Origin of the sequence: Amycolatopsis decaplanina DSM 44594, assembly GCF_000342005.1 — a bacterium.
GTDB lineage: Bacteria > Actinomycetota > Actinomycetes > Mycobacteriales > Pseudonocardiaceae > Amycolatopsis > Amycolatopsis decaplanina.
The window spans coordinates 142392-156671 of the sequence record NZ_AOHO01000063.1 but is presented as its reverse complement, the minus strand read 5'-3'; the positions used below and the strand labels follow the sequence as shown (position 1 = coordinate 156671).

Annotated in this window: 10 protein-coding genes; 3 read left to right on the top strand and 7 right to left on the bottom strand. The window is 70.1% G+C overall.

The genetic code is table 11. The features are described 5' to 3' along the window. Positions 1-190: 190 nt before the first annotated feature. Both H074_RS22410 and H074_RS22405 read right to left on the bottom strand, forming a co-directional pair. Positions 191-2440 carry an FtsX-like permease family protein gene (locus H074_RS22410; protein WP_007032345.1) on the bottom strand — a complete coding sequence of 750 codons (2250 nt, stop codon included), beginning with the start codon at positions 2438-2440 and terminating at the stop codon, positions 191-193. Continuing rightward, complete coding sequence (locus tag H074_RS22405; RefSeq protein ID WP_039923144.1) at positions 2440-3135, bottom strand: ABC transporter ATP-binding protein; 696 nt, start codon at positions 3133-3135, stop codon at positions 2440-2442. The genes H074_RS22410 and H074_RS22405 overlap by 1 nt, the downstream gene beginning before the upstream one ends. Positions 3136-3315: 180 nt before the next feature. On the opposite strand from H074_RS22405, the gene H074_RS22400 reads away from it, so the two are divergent. From H074_RS22400 to H074_RS22390, 3 genes are read left to right on the top strand one after another with little or no spacing between them, the layout of a single operon-like run. After that, the gene (locus tag H074_RS22400) at positions 3316-5091 is read left to right on the top strand and encodes a sensor histidine kinase (RefSeq protein ID WP_007032343.1); all 1776 of its coding nucleotides are present in this window, start codon (positions 3316-3318) and stop codon (positions 5089-5091) included. After that, positions 5088-5738: a response regulator gene (locus tag H074_RS22395; protein WP_007032342.1), complete on the top strand. Its 651-nt coding sequence runs from the start codon at positions 5088-5090 to the stop codon at positions 5736-5738. Before H074_RS22400 ends, H074_RS22395 begins: the two co-directional genes overlap by 4 nt. Before the next feature lie 34 nt (positions 5739-5772). Further along, positions 5773-7080, top strand: coding sequence for an amidohydrolase family protein (locus H074_RS22390; protein WP_007032341.1), 1308 nt, complete (start codon positions 5773-5775; stop codon positions 7078-7080). 51 nt (positions 7081-7131) lie between these two features. Here H074_RS22390 and H074_RS22385 read toward each other — a convergent pair whose 3' ends face one another. From H074_RS22385 to H074_RS22365, 5 genes are all read right to left on the bottom strand, one after another. Further along, entirely contained in the window at positions 7132-7818 is a 687-nt protein-coding gene (locus H074_RS22385; protein WP_007032340.1) for an SDR family oxidoreductase, read from the bottom strand. A 95-nt stretch (positions 7819-7913) separates the two neighbouring features. Beyond that, on the bottom strand, positions 7914-9641 hold the full coding sequence (locus tag H074_RS22380; RefSeq protein WP_007032339.1) for an arabinofuranosyltransferase AftB family protein: 1728 nt from the start codon (positions 9639-9641) through the stop codon (positions 7914-7916). A 53-nt stretch (positions 9642-9694) separates the two neighbouring features. After that, complete coding sequence (locus H074_RS22375; RefSeq protein WP_039923141.1) at positions 9695-10318, bottom strand: class I SAM-dependent DNA methyltransferase; 624 nt, start codon at positions 10316-10318, stop codon at positions 9695-9697. A gap of 77 nt (positions 10319-10395) precedes the next feature. Beyond that, positions 10396-12030 (bottom strand): DUF7850 domain-containing protein, encoded by a 1635-nt coding sequence (locus H074_RS22370; RefSeq protein ID WP_235096848.1) that lies wholly within the window; start codon positions 12028-12030, stop codon positions 10396-10398. A 112-nt stretch (positions 12031-12142) separates the two neighbouring features. Continuing rightward, on the bottom strand, positions 12143-14254 hold the full coding sequence (locus tag H074_RS22365) for a PhoX family protein (RefSeq protein ID WP_007032336.1): 2112 nt from the start codon (positions 14252-14254) through the stop codon (positions 12143-12145). Between the last annotated feature and the right edge of the window lie 26 nt (positions 14255-14280).

The following is a 14280-nucleotide window of genomic DNA, read 5'->3' as shown; positions in this document are numbered from 1 at the left end:
GACGTCCCCACGTCCTGACCGGCCCTTTCTGCACACCCCCGCGCCTTGGAACGCCCCCTGCGCGTCCCCGGTGCCCGTTCGTCCCTCCCCCGACAGAGAGACGACCGGGCACCCGGCTCGTGGGTGTGATCACCGACTCCACCCACGAGACCTGCCCGCCCCGGCGTCATGACGCCATTCGGGCGAACCTTTATTCGTCGGCCAGCGGCTCCGACTGCACCCGCTTGAGCGCCGGGGTCGAGACGGATGCCCCGAGCAACGCCACCCCGATTCCCAGCACCACGGGCGCCAGCAGCCACGGGCTCAGCACGACCCCTTCCTTCTCGACCATGCTGTAGAGCCCCATGCCGACTCCGATCCCGACCACACCCGCGCCGATGGTGGCCACCATCGCGGGCAGGGCCGCTTCCATCCGCAACGCCCTCGCCAGCACCCGGACCGGTGTCCCGGCCGCGATGAGCGCCCCGAAGGTGCGGCGGCGGTCCATCACCGAACCGGCGGTCGCCACGGCCGCGCTGCAGCCGGCGAGCACCCCGGCGGCGATCAGGCCGATCACGGTGACCCGGCGCAGGTCGCCGAGTTCCTGCTGCTGGCCGATCAGGTGCAGGCCGCGGCTGCCGACCTCCTGGCCGGGGGCCGCCCCGACCAACGCGGTCCGCACGACCTCGGCGTTCTCCGGTGTCGTCGGCACGATCACGTCGAAGCGTTCCGGCGTGACGCCCGCGGGAATCAGGGCCGGATCGATGACGATCGTGCTCGAAGTGTCCTCGTCACCTGCCGGGAAAAGGTGCACGGGAGCCTTCGGATCGAGCGGCGAACCGGCCTTGTCGTACTCCGGCGCCACGCGATACGCAGCCGGGTCGAGCTGGTACCTGCTGTAGATCGCGGGACCCGGCTGGCAGGAGCCGCCGATGTTCACCCGCAAGAGTTTCGTGGCGTCCTCGCAGGTCATCACGAAGGCCCGGCTCAAACTCTGGGAGCGGGTCCCCGTCTCGCCGGTGGCCAGGTAGACCTGCCCGACCGAGACGGCCTTTTCGGTGATCCCGTAGCGGGCGAGGGAGGCGTTGGTCTGGTCGGCCGTCTGCTGCGCGTGGGCCGCGTCGGATTCGGCGTAGAGGACGTTGTCCTTGAAGGTCCGGCCACCGCCTGCCATCGACTCGAACGACGGCAGCAGGGTGAGCGCCATCGAGCCGGTGAAGACGGCGAGCACGACACCCGCGGTGGCGCGGTAAGCGCTCTTCGGGTCGTCGCGGAGCCTACGTCCCGCCAGCAGTGAGGCCGGTTTGCGCCAGACCCGGACGAACGTGCCGCCAACGGCCGAGGTGACCCACGGTCCGATGATCGCGGCCGAGCCGACCAGCAGGAACAGCCCGAGCATCACCATCGGCAGGCTGGCGTTGTCCTGGGTGACCGCGAAGAGGAAGAAGGCACCGGCCACGGGGACCGCGAGCAGCCGCCACCAGTGCAGCGGCTTGCGAGCGTGCGCCGAAGCCGCGAACAACGGCGTCTTCAGCACGCGGCGGATGCCGAGGACCCCGGCGAGGACGACCAGTAGCGGGATCGCGACGGCGACCGCGATGGTCGAGCCGACCGACAGGCTGAAGTCCGACGCGAGCCAGGTGCCGCCGCCCCATGGGACGAACGTCGAGAGCCCTTGCAGCGCGGGCGCCACGAGGATCCCGAGCAGCGCGCCGACGGTGGCGGACAACGCGGTCTCGGCGGCGACGATCTTCGTCACCTGGCCGGGAGTCGCCCCGGCCAGCCGGAGCGCGGCCATCCGCAGCTCGCGCCGGGCGGTGGTGAGCCTGGCCGAAGACGCGACGAGCACCAGGCTCGGCACGAGCAGGACGATCACGCCGACCCAGGCGAGCAGTTCGAGCAGCGGGTCGGGCTTCGCCTGCTTGTTGGGGAAACCGTCCGCGGCGAGCGCCGTCTGCGGCATCGATTCCGGGGTGTGGCCGACGACGGCGACCAGCTGCTCCGGGTACATCAGGGATTCGGGTCCGAGCGCGTCGACGAGTTTGCCGAACCGGTCCCCGAGCTGCGCCTGCGGCGTCGACTGGATCAGTTTCCCGAGGGCGGGGGAAACGATCGACTCGCCGGGGGCGGGCAGCCTCGGGATGCCCGGAGGCAGGCTGAGCATCGGTGAAGTGCCGGTCAGGGCGATGTCGACGCGGGTGATCTCGCGGTCACCCGAGTAGTCCCTGTTCGCCGCCATCAGCAGCGGCGCCGGACGCTGGCTCTCCCCGGACTGGGAGTAGTAGCTGCCGATGTCCTGCCAGATCGCCCGCTGGGAACGGGCCTGCGTGGCACCGGGCAGGGAGGCGAGCAGGAGCACCAGACTGGTCGCGACGGCGACCCCGACCGCGGTGAGGATGGCCGACGTGCGGGTCCGGCGGTCGACCCGGAGCACCCGCATGGCCAGCTGGAAGCTGTTCATTACGCGGCCAGCCTCGTCGCGATCAGGCCGTCCCGGATGGAGACGGTGCGCGGCATGGCTTCGGCGAGCTCGCGGTCGTGGGTCACCACGATCACCGCGGCGCCGCTGTCGGCGGCCGCGGCGAGCAGCGCGTCCATGGTGGCGCGGCCGGTGCGGGTGTCGAGCGCGCCGGTCGGTTCGTCGGCGAAGATCACCTTCGGCCGGTGCGTCAGCGCCCGTGCGATCGCGACGCGCTGTGCCTCACCACCGGAGAGCTCACCGGGGCGGCGCTTCTCCTTGCCCGCGAGGCCGAGCTTCGCCAGCCATTCGCGGCCTGCCTCGATGGATTCCTTGCGGCCCTTGCCACCCAGCAGCGACGGCAGCGCGACGTTCTCCTCGGCGCTCAGTTCGGCGACGAGCATCCCGGACTGGAACACGAAGCCGAACTCGGTGCGCCGCAGTTCGCTGCGCTTGCGCTCGTTGAGCTGGTCGATCCGCTGCCCGGCCAGGAAAATCTGCCCGGAGTCGGCGCGGAGGATCCCGGCGAGCACGTGCAGCAGGGAGGTCTTGCCCGAGCCGGAGGGCCCGACGATGGCGACCGCGTCACCCGCCTGGATGTCGATGTCGATCCCGGCCAGCGCGTGCTGCGTACCGTACCGCTTCACCAGCCCACGCCCGGCGAGTACCGGCCGGCTTGTCCACTGTGGATCCACCACCGTGATTCTCCCTAGTCAGTCACTTGTGTTCTGCTTCGGGAAAGAGCTTCGCTGTGAATCACCTGTGTCCACTTCGGGCAGACGGCCAGTGCTGATCACGCGCGCATCGGCCGATCGGCCGAGGCGGGTCGGGCCGGTCGGCCAAGGTGCGGACGGCGACGGATCCTCTACCGTCACGGTGTGACAGCAGGTCCGGCCCAGAACAAGTTCACCGCGCGGGTGAGTGCGCTCGCGCGACGTATCGGCATGCCCGCCGTCGTCCTGCTGGCCGCGCTCGCGTTCGACCTGGTCTTCGTGACCGACGCCGCTTTGGACGACACGGGCCCGCGCGGCATCGATCTCCTGCTTTTCCCTGGCATCTTCGCGATGGTGTTCTGTGCGCTCTGGGCACAGAAGCGGGCCGCCGTCGCCGCCGTCGCGGCCTCGGTCGTACTGGTGGCGTACACGCTGGTCGTCCGGTACTTCCACATCCCGACCTACTCGAGCGTGCTCGCCCACCTGTCCATCACCGAGGTGGTGGCGGGGGTCGAAATCCTGTTCTACGCCGCCCGCCGGACGCGGCCGGGTGTCGCGTTCGCCGTGATCACCGGCCTGGTGCTGGCCACCTTGACCGCGGTGTCCGGCCGGTACGCCTACGGCAGCGACTCGAACGGCACCATGGCGCAGGCGATGCTGTTCGGCGGCATCCTGCTGGGCGGCACGCTGGTCTTCGCGATCCCCGGACGCGACCGCGCGGCGAATCCGAAAAGCTACGAGAAGCTGCAGAGGCTCAACAAGCTGGTGATGGGCCAGTGGCCGCTCATCGGCATGCTGGCCGTCGCGCTGGTCGTGGAATTCGGCTTCACCTACTCCAGCGGGGCGCACGGCTTGCCCATCCTGGTGTGCTCGATCCTCGCCGCGGTCATCGCGGTCGCCGCGCCACGCCGACCGGCCGACGCGATGGTCGCGCTCACCGCGGTCATGCTGCTTTCGGCGCTGGTGACGCCGTTCCTCCGGCTCCGCTACGACTACCCGACTCCCGGCGGTGTGCCGGGGACACAGATCGTCGCCGGGATGGGGCTGGTCGTCACCCTGGTCCGCGCGATCGGACTGAGCAAGGCCGTGACCCGGATCGCCGGGCTGTCCGCGGTGGTCGCGATGGCCGCCATTCTCAACACCCAGCGGCCGAATCCCCGGCTCATGACCGACCCCGACGACATCGCCGGATTCGCGATCGCCGGGCTGCTCCTGCTCGGCATCTCGGTGGCGGTCGGCCTGGCGTTGCGGTCGCGGGATTCGGAACGCACGCAGGTCATCCAGTCTGCGATCAGCGACGCGCAGACGTCGGAGCGGATGGCGCTGGCGCGGGAGCTGCACGACGTCGTCGCCCACCACGTCACCGGGATCGTCGTACAGGCGCAGGCGGCGAAGATGATGGGCGAGAAGAACCCTCAGGTCGCGGTCGAAGCGATGGGCCGGATCGAGGACGCCGGTGTGGAGGCGCTCGCGGCGATGCGGCGGCTCGTGCGGAGTATGCGTGGCGACGCCCCGGCCGGGAGCAGCGAGTTCAGCGAACAGGCCACCACCGATCTCGCCGCCGACCTGCGCTCGCTGATCGAACGGTCGAACCACGGCGTGAAGACGTCGATGAAGCTCGAACTGCCGCCGAACGTGCCGCACGAGGTCGGCCGGTCGGCGTTGCGGCTGGTGCAGGAGTCGCTGACGAACATCGGCAAGCACGCGTCCGGCGCGAAGGAAGTGCTGGTCATCGCCGAGGTGACCGACAACGAACTGCACCTCCAGGTGACCGACGACGGACGCGAGCCCCAGGGCCGTCCGGCGGGCGGGTCGGGCGGCTACGGTCTGATCGGCATGCGCGAACGGGTCGCCCTGCTGCACGGCCGGCTCTCCGCCGGGCGGGCGCCGGGCGGCGGCTGGCGCGTCGAAGCGTGGCTACCACTTGAAGGAGAAGAGTGATCCGGGTATTGATCGCCGACGACCAGGACATGGTGCGGATCGGCTTCCGGATGATCCTGGACGCGCAGGACGACATCGAGGTGGTCGCCGACGTGGCGGACGGCGTCTCGGCGGTCGCGAAGGCGCGCGAGCTGCGGCCGGACGTCTGCCTGCTGGACATCCGCATGCCTGGGATCGACGGCCTCGAGGTCACCAAGCAGCTGGCGGGCCCGGACGTCACCGATCCGCTGAAGGTCGTGGTGGTCACGACGTTCGACCTCGACGAGTACGTGCACACCGCGCTGCGGAACGGTGCGAGCGGGTTCCTGCTGAAGGACGCGGGTCCCGCGCTGCTGATCGAGGCCGTCCGCGCGGCCGCGCGCGGGGACGCGCTGGTCTCGCCGCAGATCACCGTCCGGCTGCTGAAGCATTTCGACGGCGGGGCGGTGAAACGCGACGTGAGCCCGCCTTCGGAACCGCTGACCGCGCGGGAGCTGGACGTGGTCAAGGCGGCCGCGAAGGGACTGACGAACACCGAGATCGGGGCCGAGCTGTTCCTGTCGCTGTCCACGGTGAAGACGCATCTGGCGTCGGTGCAGGGCAAGGTCGGTGCGCGGAACCGGGTGGAGATCGCGGCCTGGGCGTGGCGGAGCGGCGTCGTGGACTGAACGGCGCGATGAAGGGCACCCGTAAGCTCGTTTCATGCAACGCCGTTTCCACGCTCCTGTCGTTCTCCCCGCCGACCCCGCTTGCTCGTTGCTGCGTGACGCCGTGGTCGACGTGGACGAGGCGGGGCGCGTCACCCACGTCGGTCCCGCGTCCGCGGCTCCCGAAACGTCCGCTCCCGTGACCCGGTTGAGCGGTCTTCTCCTGCCCGGCCTGGTCAACGCGCACGCGCACAGCCCGATGACGCTGCTGCGCGGGATGGGCGGAGACCTGCCGCTGCTGCCTTGGCTGACCGAGATCATCTGGCCCACCGAAGCGAAGCTGAAGCCGGCCGACATCCGCACCGGCATGATGCTGGGCTCGGTCGAGATGTTGCGGCACGGCGTCACGACCAGCGCGGAGATGTACTTCGAAGGCGAACAGCTCGCCGACGCGGTGCTCACCACCGGCGGCCGGGCGGTGCTGGGTCCGCCGATCATGGAGCTGCCGGGGATGGACTGGCGTGCGATGGTGAAGGGCATCGAGCGCTGGATCGACACCGACGGCCTCCGGTTCGGGCCCGGCGAGCGGATCGAGGTCGGCTACGGGCCGCACTCGGCGTACATGCTGAACACCGAAGCGCTGCGTGTGACCGCGGAATCGGCGGCCGAGCGTGGCGCGCTGGTGCAGATCCACGTGGCCGAGGCTGCGCTCGAAGACGTCAAGCAGCGTGAAGAGCACGGTTCGGTGCCCGCGTTGCTGGAGAAGGTCGGGATGCTGCGGGGCCGGACGCTGGCCGCGCACGCCATCCACCTGTCCGACGAAGACATCGCGCTGTTCGCCGCGCGCGGCGTCGGGATGGCGCACTGCCCTGGCTCGAACGCGAAACTCGCGTCGGGCATCGCGCGCGTGACGGAGCTGCGGAAGGCGGGCGTCGCCATCGGGCTCGGCACGGACGGCCCGGCGTCGAACGACGACATCGACCTGTGGGAGGAACTGCAGCTCTCGGCGATGTTCGCGCGGCTCGCGACCGGCGACTCGACCGTGCTGACCGCGGCCGACGCGTTCCTGCTCGGCACCCGCGGCGGCGCGGACGCGCTGGGCCGGACCGACATCGGCGCGCTGGAAGCCGGCCGGTGGGCGGACATGGTGCACGTCGACCTCGACGACCCGGCCTTCGCGGCGGGCCTCGACGTACCGGACGAGCAACTGCTCTCGAACCTGGTGTGGGCCGCGGGCTCACGCCGCGTGCGCGACGTGTGGGTGGCGGGCGAGCAGGTCGTCGGCGACGGCGAATCCCTGCGGGTGGACCGCGCGCAGGTGCAGGCCGAAGTCGCCGACACCTCTGCGCGGCTTCGCTCTTGACCCTCGTGAGTGGTCAGGACGGTTAGAACCGTCCTGACCACTCACGAGACGCTAGACCAGGCCGCGTGGCCGGAGGGTCACGTCGGTCGGGTGCGCGTCACCGGTGGCGGACACCGCGGCGAGGACGGCGGCCGCGACGGATTCGGGACGCAGGAAGCGTTCCGGCTCGTACGCGCGGCCCTCGTCGGCGATGATCGCTTGCTGCATTTCGGTGTCCGTGCGGCCGGGGTAGATCGACGTCACCCGCAGCGCGGACTCTTCCTCCCGCAGCGCGTCGGCGAAGGCACGGACGGCGAACTTGCTCGCCGCGTACGGACCCCAGCCCGGCCGCGCGTTCTGCCCGGCACCCGAGTTGATCACGACGACGTGCCCCTTCGAAGCGCGCAGCGCGGGCAGCATCAGCCGGGTCAGCGTGACGACCGCGAGCACGTTGACCTCGAAGTTCGCCCGCCAGTCGGCGTCGGTCGCGGTCTCGACCGTGCCGAGCCTCGCCACGCCCGCCGAGTGCACCAGCACGTCCAGCTCGCCGAATTCGGCGGTCGCCGTCTCCAGTGCTTCGGCGTCGGTCAGGTCGACCGGCCACGGCCGCGCGCCGGACAGCGTGCCGGCGAGCTCGCCGAGCGCGTCGGCGTCGCGACCGCCGAGCAGCAACCGATGGGTCGGAGCGAGCGCGCGGGCGACCGCGGCGCCGATACCGCGGGTGGCGCCGGTGACGAGAGCCAAGGGGAGATCAGCCATACCCGCCACGCTAGTACGGCGGTCTCGCGTGATCGAAAGGGTATCTCGCGTGATTGAAGGGCGAACTCGCGTGATTGAAGGGCGAACTCGCGTGATCAGGGGGCGCAGACGACCGGCGGTGTCGCCACTCGCGGGAACCGCACGGAACCGCGGGTGAACGACCCGAGGAGGTTGTCCGTGAACCGGCCGGCCGTGAGCGGATCCCGCACCGACGCGTCGATCGCCACGATCTCCGGGCAGTCGAGCGCCGATCGCGCGGCGGCGACGTCCTCACCGCGGGCCGGACCTCCCTCGGCGATCGGGAGCCGCGCCGAATTCGCCAGTTCCCAGACCGGGGGCAGCCATTTCTGATGCCCGGGACGGCCGTTGGGGAGCGCCGTCGAATGCGCGGCGAACGGGTTGGCGAGGCCGTAACCGTCGCGCAGCCGCATGTCGAGCGGGATGAGCAGGCCGAGAGCGCCCATGCTGTCCGCCGCGACGGTCACGTACGGCCGATCTGCCGGGTACGCGTACCAGCGTCTGGTCGCGTAGTCCTGGATCAGCACCGCCGGACCTTCCACACCGCGGACGGCTTCCAGCGTCGACGGCATCAGCGGGTGGTCGGCGTAATCCTCCGCCAGGATCGGGTGTTCGTGCCCGGTCGACCGCGACCAGAACGATCGCTCGTCCGTGACGCCGACAGCGCGCGGAGAAACCGAGTACGACGGACGAAGCGACGCGGCGGCCACGAACGCCCAGATCCCGCCGACGACCAGAAGCAGGACGGTCACCCTCGTCACCGGCACGGCCAGCACGGGTAACAGCAGGCAGAACAGCGCCGGGATCAGCATGCGCCCGTGCATGAAGTCCCCGCCGACTCGGATCACGTACGCCGCGAGCAGCACCGCGCCGACCACCGGGACCGCGCTGAGCACCGCGAAGGTCTTGTCCATAGTGGACGAGACCGTGACGGCCGCGAGGGCGAGCACCAGCAGCGGGAGCCACAGCCAGTACGGCTGGACGAGATCGACCAGGTACGCCCAACCGCGGGCCCAGTTCGCTTCCGACGCCTCCTTGACCAAGGCGGTGTTCGGCGTCAGCAGACCGTAGTAGCCCATTCGGAACACCTGATATGCCAGCGGGAGCGCGGCCGCCACGGCCAGCAGGCCCACCGCGCGACGACGGCCCGGCCGCGCGAGCACGAGCAACGCCACCAAGGCGACGACGCTGAAAAGCGCGAGATCGGGCCGTACCAACGGCCCCAGCCCGGCGACCAGCGCGACCGGCCAGGTGCGCAGCTCGTCCACTGTGGACATCCGGCGGACGAGCAGCCACCAGGTACCGCCCAGCCACAAGGTGATCAGGCCGGTTTCGAGACCGGACGTCGCGAAGTCGCGAAAAGGTGGCAGCGCGCAGACCACCAGCGCACCGGCGGGCGCGAGTCCGTGGAACGCCGGCGGCCGGTAGAGCCGCCGGGCGCCGTCCAGGCCGAAGAACAGCCCGGCGACCGAGAAGACCAGCCCGGCGACCACGGAGATCCACTCCAGCGGCACTCCCGGGATCAGCCCGAACACGCTCAGCACCGCCGTCCACAAAGGACTGGTGTTGGTCTCGACGCGCTCGCCGATGTTGAACACCGGCCCGTTGCCATCGAGGATCTGACGGACCGTCCGCAGCACGATCAGGCCGTCGTCGCTCATCCAGCGGCGGCGCCAGGCCAGGTCGGCGTAGACCATCAGCACCAGGCCGAACCCGAACCACGTCCAGGCCGACGGCCGGAGGAACCAGGCGCGCGAAGGCCAGTCGGGCATGTTCTCACCCGTGGTCGTGTTCGTCTGCGTCATGACCCCGCCCGGCTCGGTTGCGTGCGCAGGAGATCAGGTCCGCCGCCCGCGAGTCAAACCGCGCGGGCGGACAGGCAGGACTGCGGTCGTTTCCTCCCTTCCATGGTCAGCCGCGCGGTGACCTCGAACCCCGCCTGCCCCAGCAGGTCGGCGACCCTGCCGGGCTCCAGCAGGTAGGCGTCGTAGGTGACCGGATGGCCGTACGCCATCTCCGGGCTCAGGCGCTCGTCACCGACGTGGAACCCGACCAGCAGGCGCCCGCCCGGCGCGAGCGTGCGGCGGAACTCCGAGAACACCTCCGGGAGCACCTCCGGCGGCACGTGGAAGATCGACCACCAGGCGACGAGACCGCCCAGTTCGCCGTCCGGGAGGTCGAGGGCGGTCATCGAGCCGACGAAGAAACTCAGGTCGGGGTGCATACGACGGGCGATCTCGACCATTTTCGGCGACAAGTCGACACCGGTGACGTCGAGTCCGAGCGACGCCAGGTGGGCGGTGACGTGGCCAGGACCGCAACCGACGTCGGCGACAGGACCACGCACCTGCTCGGCGAACGCGGCGAGCATCGCACGGCTGATCGGCTCCTGGTCGAAGAGCCGTCCGACCCGCACCGCGTAGTCCTCGGCGACGATGTCGTAGGACTCGCGGGTGGCGGTCAGGAACAAGGGTTCGGTCACGGTGGGCGACGCTAGCGGCACCCACCGACAGTTCCCGCCTCGTGAGCGGCAAGGACGGTTCTAACCGTCCTTGCCACTCACGAGGGGAGCAGCCCGGCGTCCCTGGCCAGATCCTCCGGCCCGCCCGGCTCGGCCACCGGCGTGCACCCGGTCTCGGGATCCGCCGCCGAGTCGGTGCCGTCGTGGTGCGCGGCGCCGGACCGGGTCAGCTGACGCGAGCCGACGTCGAAGCACACCTGGTACGAGCCCCGAACCAGGCTTTCGAAGGCGTACCGCCCGTCCGGGCCGGTCACGGTCGAGCCCACCTCTTTGCCCGAAGCGTCCTTCAACGTCACCTTCACGTCCGGGACGCCGAGCTCGTCACGGCTCTGGAGACCGTCCTTGTCCTTGTCCAGCCAGACGAAGTCGCCCAGCCTGCTCATCGGCGCGTTCAACCCCGCCGCGAGCGTCAGGTCGACACGCTTACGAGGGCCGACCGTGGTGGTCGCGGTGCAGCCGTTCGCCGGGTCGGCGTCCGAATCCTTCGCGTCGTCGCCCGCGTCCTTCGCCGTGAACGTGTAGCCGGCGAACTCCGGCGGAAGCGCGCCGATGTCGAAACAGACCTGGTAGATCCCGTCCTTCAGCTTGGTGAAGCGATACTTGCCGCCGCCGTCCGTGGTGAGCGTCCCGAGTGCCGTGCCCGAAGCGTCCTTCAAGGTCACCTTCACGCCCGGAACACCCGGCTCCCCGGAGTCCTGCAGGCCGTTCCGGTCGACGTCGTTCCAGACGAACTCGCCGATCTCGTCGATCGCGGGTGGCGGGGTGACCTTGATGGTCGTCGTCGCGGTCTTCTTCGGCAGGGTGCCGCTGGACACGGACACGGTGCTGACGTGGCCGTTGTCCGCTTCGGTGACGTTCGCGTGGTCGCAGGTGACGGTCGCGGACTTGCCGCTGTCGAGGGACGCGATCGGTGCGGGTTTCACATCGCAGTACGGGTCTTCGAGCTTGATGCCGGTCAGCGTCGTGGTGCCGTCGTTGGTGACCGTGAACCGGTAGTTCGCGGTGGTGCCCGCCTCGATGGTGGCCGTGGTGCCCCAGGCGCCGCTCGCCGGATCCCGCACCTCCGCCTTCGCCGAGAACGAGTCGACCCGCAGGTGGACGCAGTCCCACATGATCCAGTTGCGATCGGTGGCGGCGAAGAACTTCACCGAACTGGCCGACGGCGGAGCGGTGGACGGCGGGAAGTCCTGCCGCGCCAGTTCGCCGTCGGTCTCGACGGCGTGCACGACCTTGAGTTTGTTCTCCAGTACGACCTTGCCGGACCCGTTGTAGAACCGCAGCCCGGTCTCCTGGACGGCGTCCGCGCGCCGGAGGTTGCCGTCGTTGGTGCCGGTCCAATCGGTCAGGGTGTAGACGGCGCCGGGTAAGAACTTCATCGCCGCGTAGGCGGTGCTGACCATCTTGTCCGGGGTCGAGATCAGGGCGTATTTATCGCCGTCGGGCTGGTAGCCACTGGCCGTCGACAGCCGGGGCTGTTTGCTCCTCGGCGTGCCGGGAGGCACCGGTGCGGCCGGGTTGAACGTGTAGCCGTCGGGCGGGCTGCCCTGCTCCACGCTCGGGTTCGGCGCGGCGCCGCCGGTGCAGCCGGACGGGACGGTCGTCGCCTGCGCGTACGAGGGAATGAGGCCCGAGACCAGCACGCCTGCCGCCATGAACACCAGTGCCCTTTTCACAGGGCCGAAGCTAGTGAGCGCGACGTGGTTCCGTAATCACCGAACGGTGTCGTCCGGCGCCCCGATCAGGCAGAACAAGTCTTGCCCAGAGTGATCGGGGCGCCGGAAGCCACTACTTGACGCCGATGCGGCCGACCTGGCCCCAGCGGCCCTTCTTCCACACCGAAACGATCGACGGACGCGGCTGCGTCGTGCCGCCGTCCGGCCAGTGCGACGTCGGGTTCGCGGAGCTGTCCGCGTTCTCTCCCGGGTGCTGCACGGCGACGAGCACCAGGTGGTCGGTCACCACCGGACCGCAGGTCTCCGCCCCGACCGGGACCGACAGGAACTGCTTGACGTGCCCGCGTTCCGGACCGTCGACCGGCACCGAGAACAGCCCGTCGTTGGCCCCGAGCGCGTTGCCGTCGGTGGAGATCCACAGGTTGCCGTGCCGGTCGAACGCGACGTTGTCCGGGCAGGAGATCGGGCTGACCTGGTCCTTCGGGAAGCCGCCGAAGTAGGTGTCCGCCGTCTTCGGGTCACCGCAGACCAGCAGCAGCCGCCAGGAGAACTTCGTGGCCGCCGAGTCGCCGCGGTCCTCTTCCCATTCGAGGACGTGCCCGTTGCGGTTCTTGACGCGCGGGTTCGCCTCGTCGACGCCCGCCTTGCCCGCGGCGCCGCGGTCGCTGTTGTTCGTCAGCGCGGCGTAGATACGTCCGTTGACCGGGTTCGGCTCGATGTCCTCGGGGCGGTCCATCTTGGTCGGCTGGACCTTGTCCGCGGCCTGCCGCGTGAACACGTAGACCTCTTCGGCGGTGAAGCCGTCCACAAAGGACTTGTTGCCGGAGACCAGCGGAATCCACTCGCCGACGCCGTCGAATTCGCCGTCGCCGGGGAGTTTCCCGGTGCCGTCGATCTCGGCGGCCGGGCTGTCGCCGGTGAAGCGGGCGACGTACAGGGTGCCCTCGTCGAGCAGCGCCGAGTTGTGGCGACGCGCGTGCGCGCTCTTGCCCGGCTTGTACTTGCCCTTGGAGACGAACTTGTAGATGTACTCGAAGCGCTCGTCGTCACCGGAGTAGACGGCGACGCGGCCGTCCTTGGTGATCTTGATGTTCGCGGCCTCGTGCTTGAACCGGCCGAGCGCGGTGTGCTTGACCGGCGTCGAGTTCGGGTCGTTCGGGTCGATTTCGACGACCCAGCCGAACCGGTTGGCCTCGTTGGGCTCCTGCGCGAGGTCCCAGCGCTTGTCGAACCGCTCCCACTTGCGCGTGGTGGCGCCACCGGAGAAGCCGTAGCGCTTCAGGCGCGCGGCCACGACCGGGTCGGTGACGCTCGCCGCGTTGGCGAAGTACTGGTTGACGTTCTCCTCACCGGAAAGCACGGTGCCCCAAGGGGTCACGCCGCCGGCGCAGTTGTTCTGCGTGCCGAAGACCTTGCGGCCGGTCGGATCCGCGGACGTCTTGAGGTACTTCGAACCGGCCGCCGGGCCGCGCACCTCGAAGGCGGTGTTCAGCGTGATGCGGCGGTTGAACGGGCTCGGCACGGCGCGCAGCGCGCCGCCGATCGGGTCGCGGAAGGCCTGGACGACCGAGAGGCCGTGCGCGGCCCACGCGATCTTGACCTGCTCCTCGGTCGGGTTGGCCGGGTCGTACTGGTCGGCCGGGAACATGTGGACCTCGGTGGTGTACTCGTGGTTCACCACCAGCAGGTTGCGGATGCCCAGCGGGTCCTGCGGGATCAGGCCGACGAAGTCGTTGTTGTAGCCGAACTGCTTCGCCTGCGCGGCCGCGGTCTGCTTGTGGAAGTCGAACTTCGGCGCGCCGAATTCGACGGCGTCGCCCCAGCGGATGACGACGCGCTGGTCGTAGCCCTCGGGGATGGTGACCGCGTCGAGCTTGTTCGGCGGCACCGCTTCGAAGTCGGTGCCGGGCACCGGGCGCCCGGGGCGGCCCGGCTTGCCGCGGCCCGCGGCGGCAGCACTGGATACGTCGGCCGGGGTTTCGGCGGCGGCCGTGCCGGACAGCGCCGCGAAGCCACCGGCGGCCGCGGCCATCACGGCGCCGGCCTTCAGCGCGCCACGACGGGACAGCATGTTCTTGACGACGTCGCCGAAGTATTCGTTGTCCGACGTGTTGGGCTCGGGGTGGGCGCACGCGTTGCCGCAGCGGTACTCGCAGGTGACCGCGGAGCGGCCACCGGGGTGGGAGGTGATCAACGGCAGGAGCCGCTGAGGCTCGAAGGACACAGGGCCTCCATGGTCGCGGTGGGTTC

What these genes read in the sequence shown, in the direction of transcription:
- H074_RS22410 (WP_007032345.1), bottom strand. Translation starts at nt 2,440, where the DNA reads ATGAACAGCTTCCAGCTGGCCATGCGGGTGCTCCGGGTCGACCGCCGG.
- H074_RS22390 (WP_007032341.1), top strand. Translation starts at nt 5,773, where the DNA reads ATGCAACGCCGTTTCCACGCTCCTGTCGTTCTCCCCGCCGACCCCGCT.
- H074_RS22385 (WP_007032340.1), bottom strand. Translation starts at nt 7,818, where the DNA reads ATGGCTGATCTCCCCTTGGCTCTCGTCACCGGCGCCACCCGCGGTATC.
- H074_RS22380 (WP_007032339.1), bottom strand. Translation starts at nt 9,641, where the DNA reads ATGACGCAGACGAACACGACCACGGGTGAGAACATGCCCGACTGGCCT.